General features: G+C 30.7%; 11 protein-coding genes and 2 tRNA genes. All 13 read right to left on the minus strand.

Annotation, left to right across the window (positions count from 1 at the left end; translation table 4 throughout):
* Nucleotide 1: 1 nt before the first annotated feature.
* Nucleotides 2-1,945 carry a DNA topoisomerase (ATP-hydrolyzing) subunit B gene (gyrB, locus tag ACSH40_RS00275; protein ID WP_438341573.1) on the minus strand — a complete coding sequence of 648 codons (1,944 nt, stop codon included), beginning with the start codon at nt 1,943-1,945 and terminating at the stop codon, nt 2-4.
* Between the two features lie 116 nt (nt 1,946-2,061).
* Nucleotides 2,062-2,463 (minus strand): LemA family protein, encoded by a 402-nt coding sequence (locus ACSH40_RS00280; protein ID WP_438341574.1) that lies wholly within the window; start codon nt 2,461-2,463, stop codon nt 2,062-2,064.
* A gap of 1 nt (nt 2,464) precedes the next feature.
* Entirely contained in the window at nt 2,465-2,710 is a 246-nt protein-coding gene (locus ACSH40_RS00285; protein ID WP_438341575.1) for a hypothetical protein, read from the minus strand.
* Between the two features lie 43 nt (nt 2,711-2,753).
* Nucleotides 2,754-4,622 carry a hypothetical protein gene (locus tag ACSH40_RS00290; protein ID WP_438341576.1) on the minus strand — a complete coding sequence of 623 codons (1,869 nt, stop codon included), beginning with the start codon at nt 4,620-4,622 and terminating at the stop codon, nt 2,754-2,756.
* Nucleotides 4,623-4,625: 3 nt separating this feature from the next.
* Complete coding sequence (locus ACSH40_RS00295; protein ID WP_438341577.1) at nt 4,626-5,915, minus strand: hypothetical protein; 1,290 nt, start codon at nt 5,913-5,915, stop codon at nt 4,626-4,628.
* Nucleotides 5,905-7,554 carry a ribonuclease J gene (locus ACSH40_RS00300; RefSeq protein ID WP_438341578.1) on the minus strand — a complete coding sequence of 550 codons (1,650 nt, stop codon included), beginning with the start codon at nt 7,552-7,554 and terminating at the stop codon, nt 5,905-5,907. The genes ACSH40_RS00295 and ACSH40_RS00300 overlap by 11 nt, the downstream gene beginning before the upstream one ends.
* A gap of 115 nt (nt 7,555-7,669) precedes the next feature.
* On the minus strand, nt 7,670-9,949 hold the full coding sequence (locus ACSH40_RS00305; RefSeq protein WP_438341579.1) for a P68 family surface lipoprotein: 2,280 nt from the start codon (nt 9,947-9,949) through the stop codon (nt 7,670-7,672).
* A gap of 83 nt (nt 9,950-10,032) precedes the next feature.
* Nucleotides 10,033-10,109: transfer RNA gene (locus tag ACSH40_RS00310), tRNA-Arg, on the minus strand.
* Nucleotides 10,110-10,113: 4 nt separating this feature from the next.
* Nucleotides 10,114-10,188, minus strand: a tRNA-Cys gene (locus ACSH40_RS00315).
* A 1,163-nt stretch (nt 10,189-11,351) separates the two neighbouring features.
* Complete coding sequence (locus ACSH40_RS00320) at nt 11,352-12,134, minus strand: hypothetical protein (RefSeq protein ID WP_438341580.1); 783 nt, start codon at nt 12,132-12,134, stop codon at nt 11,352-11,354.
* Nucleotides 12,135-12,321: 187 nt separating this feature from the next.
* Complete coding sequence (locus tag ACSH40_RS00325) at nt 12,322-13,116, minus strand: Cof-type HAD-IIB family hydrolase (protein ID WP_438341581.1); 795 nt, start codon at nt 13,114-13,116, stop codon at nt 12,322-12,324.
* Entirely contained in the window at nt 13,116-13,421 is a 306-nt protein-coding gene (locus ACSH40_RS00330) for a thioredoxin family protein (RefSeq protein ID WP_438341582.1), read from the minus strand. The genes ACSH40_RS00325 and ACSH40_RS00330 overlap by 1 nt, the downstream gene beginning before the upstream one ends.
* Nucleotides 13,422-13,531: 110 nt before the next feature.
* Entirely contained in the window at nt 13,532-14,971 is a 1,440-nt protein-coding gene (gene proS / locus ACSH40_RS00335) for a proline--tRNA ligase (protein ID WP_438341583.1), read from the minus strand.
* Nucleotides 14,972-15,095: the final 124 nt, after the last annotated feature.

Consider the following 15,095-nt stretch of genomic DNA (forward strand, 5'->3'; position numbering starts at 1 on the left):
ATTAAAAATCGATATTTGAAGCATATTTAGCATTTTCTTGTACGAAATCACGACGTGGTTCAACTTCTTCACCCATTAGAGTGGTAAAGATTGTGTCAGCTGCAGCTACATCTTCGATTTGTACTTGTAACATGCGACGATTTTCAGGATTCATTGTGGTTTCTCACAATTGTTCTGGATCCATTTCTCCCAACCCTTTGTAACGTTGGATGTTAACTTTTGATTTGTCAATAGATGCTAAAATTTCTTCTTTTTGCTTGTCATTGTAAGCATATTGTACATTTTTACCATAACTTATTTTGTATAGTGGTGGCTGCGCCAAGTAAACAAAACCATATTCAATTAAAGGACGCATATAACGATAGAAAAAGGTTAGCAATAAGGTTGTAATGTGAGCTCCATCGACATCGGCGTCAGTCATAATAACGATTTTGTGGTATCTTAGTTTGTTAATATTGAATTCATCACGAATTCCAGTTCCAAGAGCGTGAATTAAAGTTCCAATTTCTTTATTTTCTAACACTGATTGAATATTGTTCTTTTCGGCATTGATAACTTTTCCCCGCAATGGTAGAATTGCTTGAATTGAACGGTCACGACCCATTTTGGCACTACCACCAGCAGAGTTCCCTTCGACAATGTAAAGTTCAGTTAATTCAGCATTTTTAGTTGAACAGTCAGCAAGCTTTCCTGGTAGGTTTCCAAACTCAAGTCCATCTTTTTTACGTGACGCTTCACTTGCTGCTTTAGCAGCTAAACGAGCTTGTTGAGTTTTGATACATTTTTCAACAATCAAACGAGCTATAGCAGGATTTTCTAACATGTAACGTTCTAGCGATTCACTTAAAACTTTGTTAGTTGCACTACGAGTATCTTTATTTTCTAGTTTCCCCTTAGTTTGACCTTCGAAAATAGGATCTGCGTGTTTTACTGAAATAATTGCCACTAATCCTTCACGAATATCATCTCTTGATAAACGGTTTTTTTCATCTTTGATTAGCTTATTTTCTTCACCTCAGTGATTAAAAATTCTTACTAAAGCATCACTAAAACCTTGCTCATGTGTTCCACCTTCATTTGTTGAAATGTTATTGGCATATGAAACAACATTATTTGAAAATCCTTCGTTATATTGCAAAGCAACTTCAACACTAACTTCTTTTGCGTCTTCACCCATTCTTGGATCTTTGAAACTTCCTTCAGCGTATACAATCTCTGGATTGATAACTTTTTTACCTTTCCCTAACTCACGCACGTAGTCAACTATTCCACCTTCGAAACAAAATTGTTTTTCAACACTTTTAATTTTGTCGTTGATATTTAGTTTTAATCCTTTGTTAAGGTATGCTGTTTGTTTTGCGTGGTCTGCAATGATTGAAAAGTCAAAGTCATTTTTTTCCATTATTGTGAAATCAGGTTTGAATTTAACTCTAGTTCCGCTAATTCCTTCAGGAGCTTCAGAAATAACAGCCAACTCATTTACTTTTTGCCCTCCATTAGCAAACTTTTGATAGTAAACTTTTTGATCTCTAGTAACTCATACTTCAAATTCCTGACTTAAGGCATTAACAACACTAGCTCCTACCCCGTGTAATCCCCCACTAACTTTATAGGCATCTGAGTTAAATTTACCACCAGCATGTAAAACCGTGAAAACTGTTTCGACTGTACTTAGTCCTGTTCCTGGGTGTTTGTCAACCGGTATTCCCCGACCATTGTCGATAACCTCAACTACATTATCAGGATATAAGTTAACTGTGATCTCATTACAAAAACCTGCCAAAGCTTCGTCGACTGAGTTATCAAGAATTTCTCAAATCATGTGGTGAAGACCTTTGAAACCGATGCTTCCAATGTACATTCCCGGTCTTTTACGAACTGGGTCTAGACCTTTTAAAACTTCAATGCTGCTTGAATCGTAATTATTATGATTTTTTTGCTCCATTGCTACCTCTTTTTTAATATATAAATATATTAAAATTTTACCTTATTTTAGGCATTTTGAAGCACCATGACTAGCAAAAAGCAAGAAAAAACCGCCCTTAGAGGCGATTTAAATTCTTATAATAAGCTTGAAGTATCTACATCTTTAATTTCTTCTTCAGTTGCTGTGAAGAATGCTAGGTTGTGTAGACCCATTTTTTCAGCTAAAACGATTCAAGGGAAAACATAAATTTCTTGGTTGAAACGTCTTACTCTCATATTGTAAACTCTACGTGCTGCATAGATTTCATCTTCTTGTAAAGCAACTTCAGTATTGAATTGCAAGTATAGACTTTCTGCCTTTAAATTTGGGTATTGCTCGAAAGTTAATGAAAGTCCACGAGTAACATTTTCTAGAATTGCTTGTTTTTCTTGTAAGTTGTTTGTTTTATCAACATCAGCGATCTTTGAACGTAATTCTGTAACTCTTTCTAGTAGTCCTGCTTCGTGATTTCTGTAGCTTTTTACTCCATCCATCATTTTAATCAATGTTGCTCTTCTTTTTTGCTTGCGCAGCCTGAATTTGCGAACTAGCTTCTTGTGCTTCTACTTGCATAGTATTGAAAGAATTTTTCTTTTTGTATGCAAAAATCAAGAAGATGAATAAAGATATGATAATGAAAAAGATATACATAGCTTTTTGTGCACTAGTTGCTTTAGCTGGTTGAATGTGGTTGTCAACGTTTAATTTAACTTCCACTTGTTCATTTCTTGAATCAAATAACATTTTTTCTCCTTAGAATTTATGCTCTTTTAAATTATATCTTAATTTAAAGTTTCATTGCTGCAGCCATCTGATCGATAACACTTTTTTCCAATTTGTCTGGCTTGTCAATAAAGACAAATATTCCATGCTCATTGATTTCTAATTTGTATGTATCTTTATATTTATTGAATTGACGATTAAAATTATTGATTCATCTTGTTGTTGTAAATGCTTTTTCTTCATTTTTCACAAAATGATAGTTGAAATACATTCTATTATCATCAATTAGCTGTTGATCTATCTTAGTTGCATTATTTCTTGAAAAAGTTTTTTTAACAAGTCCGGAATTAATCATTTGTCCTTTTTCTAGACGTATTTTTGAGTTAAATAGAACGATTTTAGGCTCTTTAAACATGGTGTAGTCAGTGTAAGGAACTGGAACATTAACAGTACCGCAATCGTGGTCATAAACTCTAACATATTCAACTTTTTCAATTCCGTATCAGCTTGTTGCAATGATGTTAAAAATCGAAGTGTCAGAAGATTTATGTTGAGAATCAATTTCATAAATGATGGGTCTCAATCTTTCTTTACTATACATTTCTAAGTAAGTTTCTTTGTAAATTTTTGATTTAACTATTAAAGTATCATCTAATTTAGTATCTACTGGATTTGACACAATTTGATCATCTTTGTAATCAATTTGATAACGTTGACCTGGTTTAGTGTACTTTTCAGCCGCTAAATATTTATTTTGAAAAACAAAATTTATCGAAGCCAAAAGATTTGACATATTTGTGTAAAAGAATGGTCATAAAGCCTTCTTAACTCTATCAATATCTGATTCTTCAAATCTTATATTTTCAACTGCATTGTAGTTAAGTTCAGAATAAAATTTAGCATCATTTATGTTTCAGTTGTTGATTAAGAAAGCAGTTGGTTTTTTCTCAAAATCAGGAGTGAATAGATTTAATTTTTGACTATATATTTTTCAATCTATGTATCTTTGTTGTATTAACATTTGGAAAAAGTTTACAAATGCAACATCGTTGTTGTATTCAAGATTAAAATGTTGGTAAAAATCACGATTTTCCAGTAAAACTGTGCTCTTTTTCAGTGTTTTTCTTATTTTTCTTTCACTTTCAAGAGGTTGTGAAATGAAACTTAATTCTGGTAAGTAATTACTTGGGTATAAGAATAAAGAACGGCTTTTTAAAAAAGGTGAAGTGTGTTGATAATAGGCCACAATAGTTTTGCTATAAGTTTTGTCGCCATTTCTATAGCTAACAACAATCGAACCTGTATACTCGATTGGTTCATACGTTAAAACACGATAAAAAATGTCGTAAAAATATGTGTTCCGGATGTCATATTTTTGTACTGCGTGAATGAAAACCGGGTTAGTTGTGTCTGCGAAAACCGGTTTTAGATCGCTTCAGTCAGTTACTTCAACTTTATTGATTCCTATTTTACTAAAGGCATATGATCTTAAGTCTTCTGGACTGAAAGTGTTGAAAACTGAACACAAAATTGCTTCTTTTTCAATTCTTAAATTATCAGCTTCTTTGTATGCTTTTTGTTTTTCATTTTCAAACGATTCAATTGCTTCACAATTTTTACGGTATATTCCCATTGCTAGAAATATAAAACCTATCAGAATGAAACAACTCAAAATGATCATGATGTTTCCAAAACGTTTACCACCAATGTTTAGATGTTGATAAAGCTTCTCGATTGAAACTTTTTTGTCTAATATCTCTTTTCTTAGTGATGTAACCTTGTTGGCAGCTTCTGGATCAAATTGTTTTATTCTTTCATTGATAAAATCATCAAAAATGTCGCCCAATTTGCTTTCATTAGTTTCAAAAAAAGTCTTTGTCGGGTTTATGAAAATGTCGTTTATTGCTAAGCTATCATCAATTCTTCTTTCCATAAATTAATCCAATCCTAAATCGTCGTCATCAACCAAACTATATTTTTTAGTAGTTTTCTGGCTTGATGCTTTTTCTTCTTTCTCAAATGGTTGAATATTGTTGTCTTCAAATATATCTTCTAGATTTTTATTTGAAATTGAATCTTCAGAACTAATTTCAGTAATTTCAGATTCACTCAGATCATCTGTTTCTTGACTTGGTTGATAAAAAATGTTATTAAAATCGTTATCTCTTTGTGTATGTGATTCAATGTTTTCGTGTGTATTTTCAGTGAATTGTTGCTCGCTTGGCGAATCAAAATCAATGTTTATTTCTCTTGTATCAAACGGATCAACATCAAAATCAATATTGCTTTGTGTTTGTATACTTTTTTGATGAATTTCATTGTTTTGAATTATCAATTCATCAGTTTGGTGTTCATTGTTAATGTCTGATAGTTCTTCAATATTTTCGTTATAAGAAACGCGTTGATTTTGATTGTAAACAATTTTGTTATTGTCAACTTGAGGCTTGTCTTCTTGTAAATTCAAGAAAGCAAGATTGTCTTCATTTTTATCATCAAATGTTTTGATTTGTGCTTGTGTAGCTTTATTTTGAGTATATTTGGTTGTTGTAGTTTTAAGTGATTCGAGCTTTGCCTTTTCACGTTTTGATTTAGAAAAAGCAAAACGGTTTAAAACGGTAGGTGAAACAATTAATAAAACTAAGCTAGTTAGCAACAAAACGATTGATAAAACGAGTGCCAAGACTGTTGAACCCATGCTTGCAAAAGCTGCATAAAAGAATGTTGGAACAATTCCCATTGTGTACTGATTTGGTAAGGCAGTATTACCATTATAAGCTTTGCTAAATTGTGAAAATCATATATTGAATATTGGTTTGAAAGCATTTTGTGGTGCATCAATTTTTCCAGAGATTTCGCCCAAGCTTTGTTTCATAGTGTAAAGAGTGGTTGTCAAAAAAACAACACTGATTACCAAGAAAATAGATTTGTTAATTGAAATATGAAAAGCTCTTCATGAAAATTTACTTTCAAATTTAAAAAGTGATTTTAGTGCAAATAAGATAACAAATAAGTAAATGAATGTCGAAAAAGCTCCAAATAATGCCCCCATTGTGTAACTGTGAATTGTGGTTATAACTGGCACAGGCAGGAATGAAAAAACTAAGAAAAAGACACTTAAAACAATTGTTAAAATTAGTCACAATCGTTTTGATCCAAAGTGTTTTTTGGTTTTATTGGTGTTATTTTCTTTTGATAATTTTAAAAAATTAAATTTACTAGATTTCATATAAAGTCACCACCACTAATGGTTCTTTGTAAAGCACTTTAAACATTTTTTTTCTAATTGTACGACGTAATTTTTCTTGAATATCTTTTAAATTAATTTCTTCTGCTTCTTCAAATTCTTTATTAAACATTTTTTCAATCAATTGTGTAACTTCTTCTTTATTTTCTTTGGAAATAATTCCATAACTAGCAATATTTAATTGTCCAATTGGCTGTTTAGTTTTGTAGTCAATTAAGCTTGAAACTGCTATCACACCATCTCTTGCTAGTGTTTCTCTTTCTTTAATAACTTCGTGACTGATATCTCCGATTCCAAAACCATCAATTATTACATCACCATGATGTCTTAAAGTGTGTTTTTGTGAAAATAGTTTACCATCAACAAATTGAGCAACTTTACCATTATTCAAAATAATGCAATTGTTCTGATTCATAAAAGCATGTTTAACTACTTCACTGATTGCTAATGCAAAATAACGATATAGACCTTGAATTGGGATAAAGTATTCTGGACGGAAGAATTTCACAACATCAATAATGTCTTGTTTAGCTGGATTACATGAGTAATATTCGCTTGAGCTTAGTTCAATTAAGTCTGAACATGTACGAGCAATTTCATCCAGTGTAACTGCATAATTAACTTCTAAACCATTAACTGGTGGAGCAATCATAATAACTTTATCATTTCCTCTTAGTGTCAAGTAAACGTCATTTCCTGAAGCAATTCTTAAGAAACGATTGTGTAATCTTTCAATTGCTCCAGTGACTAAAATAACAGCATTGTGAACACTATTGGCATTGCGATAATCAATAACTTCCGGCATTTTCATGTTTGGATGCATTTTTTGCAACAAATCAATCAAAATTGAATAATTTCTACCGTATGTGATGACTGGCCGATTGTATTTGATAGCTAGAAGCAAGATTTCATTAGCGGTAATCATGTCTTCATCGTATAGTCCGACAATGATTCTTTGGTCTTCTTTTGCTTCCATAAATTTGTATTCAATTTGATTAGTTACTCAAAGTTTATTGATAGTATTACCTGGTTGATTTGATTTTCCTGAGTCCATAATTAATATTTTGATCGGATCAGAACCAATTTTTTGCTGAATATCTTGCAATTTAGTTTGCCCATAAGGGCCAAGGTTACCGATAACGAAATTAGTCATAAATAAAATGTTTTGATTATCGGTATTGAAATTTAAACCTAATGTTCCTGGCAATCCCCCTGCTAAAGGTAGTGGAGTTATTTTTATTTTGCCAATGTTAAAAGGTTTGTTAATTGCTATAACTTCGTAGTCATTATGTTCGATACTGTATTTTGAAATTCTGTCTAAAACAACAAACTTATTGAATGTAGATGTATAGATTTTGACGTTTTTGATTTTCATTAACATTCAAGGAATAGCACTAAAGCTTTCGTTGTGAACATCAGTAATGAAAATCCCTTCAATTTTATTGGCATGTTTTTCTAAATAATCAAAATCAGCAATTAAAGTATCAATTCCATTATGTGAATTGATTGGTACTTTAGTTCCGGCATTGATAACAAAAATTTTGGAATCAATTTCTAAAACATAACAATTTTTACCATTTTCGTCTTGTCCTCCAAGAGCAAAAAAGTTAATCTTTGACATATTAATCCTTTCATATTATTGTTTGAAACTTGCAGTAAATTAATATTATTAATTTTATAACACTTTTTATCTTGCCATAACTTAAAAATTACATTTTTAAAAGTAAAAAAGCGAGTTATGCTCGCTCTTCTACCATATCCATTGTTTGTTTTAGCGCCTTTACGAAGTCTTGATAACTAAATTGCACTTGATTATCACGTGAAGCATAAGTAGTATTAAACAATCCTTTTAGCGTTCCTCTGAATTTATCACTGTTTTTATCAGCTGGTTCTTCGAAAGGAACTTGACCATCACCTTGCTCGGTTTTTTGCACTTGCTTGATGAAAATATCCAAAAAGGCATTGGTATTTAAATTTGGACTTTGTTCGATGAAATTTTTCGACGGAAACAAGTACCCAGCGCGATAAGCAAAATATTCGACTGGGGTTAATTCAACACCTTCTTTTAAGTCACTTCAGCTTTGTTTAAAATCATCACTATATAGTCAATTGATAAATGCTAAAGTTGAAGCATTATTTTTTTGTCCAGCATCAATTGCAACAATTGAAGGACCCTGTAGAACATATGCCCCATTGTAGTTTGGGTCTTCATCATTGTTTTTTTGTGGTGGTGTAGTGATTAACGTATTCTTTAATGAAAGTTTGTTTCCTTGTGGCTTAAAATCTTTTAACAATCATCAAGAATCTACTTGCTTTGGAAGACTTTTTTCAAGCTCGCTTATTTTTTCAAGTTTGTCCTTGACTGCCAAATTAGAAGCATAAGCAGTATTGATATCATCAATTGTTTTGTATACTGAGTTGTATTGCTCTTCAGTCATTGGGTTTGATGTGTCAAACACATAAAACTTAACAAAATCGCTCAAATTATTAATGATAAATTCCTTGGCTTCTGTTGAGTTATATAACACTTTTGCATTGTTTGCGTTTTCCATAAATTTATTTATAGAAATAAGATTTTCAGTCAAAATTTGTGTCTTTGAAGCAGTAGTAGGTTTGTTGTTTGAGTCAAAGTTCAGTAAACTCACAACTTTTTGTTTTTTGTCAATGTCAGTCGGTAACATATATTTTTTTGAACCAATTGTCATTTTTGTTGTTTCTTGATCTTTGATTAAATCCCCATTAGCTCAGTATGAAATATTTTGATTTTTGTAGAAGAAAGGATCTTGAGCAAAGCGTACATAATTATATGCTAATGTTGAACCAGATCCAAAAAGAACCTTGTGTGCTGTTTGAAGACGTGAAGAGTTAAAATCTCTTGATGAGTCTCTTTGAACATAAAATCTTTTTGTGTTAATTAAGTCAACAATTTGTTTAATTCTTGAGTAAAACTCTTTAGAATTTGTGTCGTTTTGATTATCATTCAAGACTTTTCAATAATCAATTAGATAGTCTTTCTTTATTCCTGGCTGTAAATAATAATTTTTAAAATCACCCTTTGCTACATTGAACATTTGTAAGTACAAGTAATTTACAACCGAGTCAACTCCAAGAACAAAAAACTCATTAGTGTTAGTTTCTAAAGAATTTGCTAAGAAGTTAGCAAAAGAAATTTGATTGTCATATGTGTAAATAATCGAATTATCTAGTGTAAAGTTTTGTACTTTACTGAAATCAAAATTAGCTTTGTCAAGTTTTCAAAGCTCTTGAATTAAATTTCTTTCGTTTTCACTGATAGAATCTGATTTTCAAAGGTTTATCGCTTTTTGTAAGGTTTCTGAATTTGTAGCTGAAATCAAGTTAGTTTTTAAATTGACTTTTTGTTCTTGAGTAAGATTCTTTAAATAAGAGTCATACTTTGTGTTTAGTGTTGTTAATATGTAACCTAATAAAGGTAAGTCAACTGTCATTACTTCACTACTTTTTCCAAAAGGAAGCAGTCCCACTTGAATATTTTTTGGTCCAATTAGGTTACTATTAGCTTTTAAAAATTCATCTTTAATATCTGAAGTGTCAACATTTTTTAAGTCTAAAAGCTTGTTGTAACTAGATAACAGAACAGCAGTTGAAGGATAAGCGAGAACTGCATTTGGGATAGTGTTGACATCTTTGGCATTAAGTTTTAATTTTAAATTCAAGTACAAGTCATTTAGTGACCCAGCAAAATATTGTAATTCCACCGGTTTTAAAAGACTTTGCTTTGGATTGCTTGATTCTTTAATCTCTTTATTGGTTTTTTCCACATATTCGTTATATTTAGTTACTAAATCAACTAGTGCACTATATCTTTTTAAATCACTTTGCGGTGTATAAGTTGTTGCTAAAACTACTCTATTTCTTTCAGGAATTTCAAAATCACTCTTAGTTTTGTTACATGAAGCAGATGTTAAGGCCACGACTGGTGTAGTAACTGCCGCAAGTGCAAATAATATCGTTTTCGTCTTTTTTAATTTAAGCATGTATTTAATTATACTTTGTTTTGAGTGTTAAAAGAGTAACAAAAAAAGAGCACAACGCTCTTTTAAGGGTCAATTTCTTGAAATGGCGCGCCCGGCAGGAGTCGAACCCGCAACCTTTTGGGCCGTAACCAAACACTCTGTCCAATTGAGCTACGGGCGCATTTTGGAGCCACCAACCGGATTCGAACCGGTAATCGAGGTGTTGCAGACCTTTGCCTTGGCCGTTTGGCTATGGTGGCAACACATAGCTTCTAATGCTATTAAGCAAATTAAATTATAATACTTTTTTTATTTTTGTGATAAAAATTAAACTCATATCAAACAATAACCTGTTGTACACAACTTTAAAAATAAGGTTAATTTAAAATTTAGATTTTGCATACTGTCACCTTATTTTGTATATTACTTAATTTTAATCTTTAAAAATTTGAGTTTGAAAGGTTACTAAATAATAAATAGGGTAAAAAAATGAACCTTTTGAAATACAAAATAATATTCTTTCTAAAAACGGCTTTGCACATAAAAAAAGAAAGAGTTGCTAAACCTAGTAAATAAACAGACAAAAGCTAGTAATAATTCTTAAGAACTAAAAAATATTCAAAAACTCTTAGTTAGAATAGTTTTTTGTGTATAACTAAAAATTGCATCATTACTTTAAAAAAACATTTACAAAACAGAATAAATCTTGAAAAATAGACAAATTATATCTGCAAATATGTGCTTTAATCTGCAAAATTAGACAAAAAATAAAATAAAGAGAAATTAAAAACACAAATACTAAATTTTTGGATCTTGTCAAAAGAAATTTTAGAAAAAACAAATTAAATGCTATTTTTGCTAATGTAACTCATCTTCGTCAATAAAAGATGTTGCGCAAAATCAATTTTCTTGTTAATAGTATTACATCACAAAAATAAAAAAGTACTTAATTTGAACTTAAGCGTTTAAATGATGTTAACCTTGTTGCCAACTATATTAGAAATATTCATTTGATGGAGAATGAGTTATTCATTCATGGATATTCACTAACGGAATATACTAATACAATAAAAAATGGCGCAAAAGTATCGCAATGGAAAAAGCATGAACAGTCTCAGATAGCGAAGAAACTAAATACTTTTTCTCTATTTTAAAATTGGAATGTTTATATTCGCAACCAACCCATAAAACGACTTCTTGCTAATTGAAAAAATTTGGTTAAAGATTATATCCAGTGATACAACAATGAAAAATTCAATGTTGTCCTGAATGAAAAACACCCCATCATTGATGGAGTGAAAACTTCATTATTATTTGAAAGTACGACCTTTTTATCCTATACTCTAGATCTAACTGAAAACACACGGCCTTCCTGAGTAAAAGATAACTAATTATAAGTAATTTATCCTACTTTAAAATAAATTTATTTCACTTTATTAAATTTAATGATTAGTCGATGATATTGCATTCTGCTGTAATAACCTTCATTGTCTTTGTAATTTGGATTTTGTGACTTGGTAAAACCATTCAAGCATAATTCTACATCTATTTTCAAAATAGATTTCTTTTCGAGTTCCTCATTCAATCACTTGATGTCATTCATCACTTTTTTTAGAATGTCACTGTCTCAAAGAACAGAAAATTCAGTCATACCCTTTTCGTTTAAAAAATTTATGAACAACTTGCTGTCATCTTTATAAATAAAACGACATTTAAATTTCCCTTTAAGTAACGACAGTTTGTGATATTCTATTTTGTCAAAATTGTTTGGCGTTATTATTTGAATTCGTTTTCTTGTTTGTTGTTGTTCCGAAGGTTTCTGAACATCATTCAAAGCTTTATCATGATGACTACCTTCTCTTTTGGAATTTTTATTTATATAAGAAGAGAAAAACGACAAAAGTTCATTTTCTTTGTAATTTTTATCAGCATTAATTACGCTTTTATTTTGTTCTTTTAAAAAAGGGCAAGAAATATCGTGCTTACCACTTGTTTTAATTGGATAAGATCTAATTCATAAAGTTCCGTTTTCATTCGTTGCAAGAGTAAATCTCGCTATTTTACAATGACTACAAAATAAATTTGAACTGATTTCACTCTTAGAATATTTTTTTTCCTTAATCGATTCACATATTTCATCAATATTCAAACATTGGTCAATAGTTTTGAAAAAATATAATGTTCTATTGTTATTTTTATCATTCATATTTAAATTATATATTTGTATATTACTGTATTTTGACTTTTGATATGAACAACATCATTGAATACAAAGAAAAAAAGCGATTTTTGTGATATTTGAATGAACTATCTTAACTTATTTCGTCTAATTTTATCAAGAAATACATTGTGTAAAAAAAAGAGCAAAAACACTTGTTTTGCTCGAAAAATTATTATTTTGCATTAATTAGTTTTTTTAATATTTTAGAAACTCCGGCTTTTTTATAGTGCGCACCGATTTCTGTTGCAAGGTTTTTTAGCTGTGGGCTTGAATTTTTCATCGCAATCAAAGCACCCAAATACTGTTTTGCACTGGCATCATTCATACTATCGCCTAAATGCACGGCTTTTTGTGGGTCAATATTTTTTAAAGCACAAACATAGCTGTCAGCAAAGCCTTTTGAGGCTTCAATATCATTTATTTCTAGCGCTTTATTGTTTGCAGTCATTGCGACATTAATGTTTGGAACATATTTAAGTAATTTCTTTTGCAAAAGTGCCAATTTTTTTGTTGAGAAGCTTAAAACTAAAATTTTAGTAACATCATCTTGTTTTGGCATTTTGTTGTAAGTGGCAACATATATTTTCTTTTTGAAAACAGGAATCATTTTGGCAAACAGGTTATTTGAATAAATCGTTGAACTTGAATTTACAATAAACGAGAATTTATCTTCAATCAAAATCTTAATAATTTGATTGAATTTTTCATCGTTGATAGTAATTTTTCTAATTATTGTTCCTGTTTTGTCGAAAATTATTGCTCCATTTTGAGCTATTCCGTAGTCTAAACCAAGAGTATTTGTTATTTGCAACAGGTTTTCGTTAAAAGCACGACCAGTAGAAATAAAGCAAGGTACAGACTTGTTAATTTCTTTGATAGTTTCTATGTTCTCTTGTGAAATTGTTGATTTTTTATCAACCAATGTTCCGTCAAGATCTAAAAATATAGCTTTTGGTTGGAAATTCATTAGAATCCTGCAATTTTTTCTAATTTATCAACTGTGTTATACCCTACTCCACCGAATTTTTGAATGTTATCTTCAAAAACAAAGTAAGCAGGAATTGAGTTGATTGATCATTGTCTTGCTAAGTCTCTATTTTCATCAACATCCACTGTTAGAACATTAACTTCTGGGTGTTTTTCAGCAAATTTTTGAACTTCTGGTTTTAACATAACACACATTCCACATCAGTCAGCTGAAAATAGAATGAATGTTTTCCCTTTTAAGTTTTTGATGTCTAAATCATTAGCATTTTCGATTTTTTTGATCATAATTTTACTCTCCTTTTTAGGGTTATAAATAATATGTTAAATTATATTACACAAAAGCAAAAAAGTTATTTTTCAGTAAAAAAACGAGTGCTTTTGCATTTTTTTGTCTTTTAATATGCTTTAGCAAAAATTACATTACGTTTTGTTTCGCTTCCAGTAACAGGACAAGTGCAATTTTTATTTGTTGGGATAGGATCTTCAAATGGGATACAACGTGCAGTGGCTCCTGTTTCTTCTTGAATTTTGGCTTCAGCTTCTTCACAACCACAAAATGGCATCATTACCCATTTGTTTTCGGCAATAAGTTTTTTAAATTCTTCGTAGTCTTCAGTGAATACAATATTTTCAATCATTCTATTGTAGGCTGAGTTGTAAAGGTTGTTATGAACATCTTCTAAAAGAGTCTTAACTGTTTTCTTAAGATTAGAATCAAATGCAACTTCAATCTTTTGTAATGTATCACGACGAACAAGAAGCATTTTTCTTTCTTTAGCTTCGTTTGAACCGATTTCAATTCTCAAAGGAGTACCATGGATCTCACTGTTTGCAGCCTTGAAACCAAGACCTTTTTCACTTGAATCTACTTTTACTCTTCAGCTTTTAGCAAGAACTGAACGAACTTGTTCTGCCATTTTTTTAACCTCAGGATCTTTATGTCCGAAAATTTCTAGAATATCAATTTGAGTCGGTGCCACTTTCGGTGGGATGATAATTCCATGATCATCTCCATGCGCCATTATTAATGCGCCCAATAATCTAGTTGTTACTCCTCAGCTAGTTCCATAAGCATGTTCCCTTTTATTTTCTTTATTTTTAAAGGTTATATCAAATGCTTTAGTAAAGTTTTGAGCAAGATAATGGCTTGTTCCTGCTTGTAATGCTCTACCATCTTTCATCATTGCTTCAATTGTGTATGTAGAACATGCTCCACTAAATTTTTCACGCGGAGTTTTCTTTCCTTGAATAACCGGAATTGCAAGATAATTTTTTAAGAACTTAGCATAAACTTTTAGCATTGTACGAGTCAATTTTCTTGCTTCAATTGCATTATTGTGAACTGTGTGTCCTTCTTGTCATAAGAATTCAGTAGTTCTTAAGAAAGGGTTAGTTGTTTTTTCTCATCTCACAACATTAGCTCACTGGTTATAAACTAAAGGCAAGTCATTATAACTTTCAACTTCATTTTTGAAATACTCATTGAATAAGACTTCACTAGTGGGACGGATGTAATAGTTTTCGCTTAATTTTTTGTCTCCAACATGAGTTACTGTGGCCAATTCAGGACTAAAACCTTCGACATGTTCTTTTTCGCGATTGATTAAACTTTCTGGAATAAGTAAAGGAAAGTACACATTTTGTACTCCTAGTTTTTTAAATTCATTGTCTAGATTTCTTTGAATGTTTTCTCAAATTCCGTAAGAAAGCGGTTTGAAAATGATGCTACCTCTAACTTGAGTGTAACTTATTAGATCTCCGTTTTTAATAACATCTAAATATCATTTTGAAAAATCTTCTTTTAATGGGGTAATTTTGTCTATTTTTTTTGCCATATTTATTACTTTCTATTTAATATTATTTGTATGGTTCATTGAATTAAATTATATTAGAAATTGGTCAAAAATCAAGTCTAAATGTAGTTTTGAAATACTGGTTGAATATGATTGCTTTATTCAA

It is taken from the genome of Mycoplasma sp. 3341 (genome assembly GCF_051549855.1).
Classification (GTDB): domain Bacteria; phylum Bacillota_I; class Bacilli_A; order Mycoplasmatales; family Metamycoplasmataceae; genus Metamycoplasma.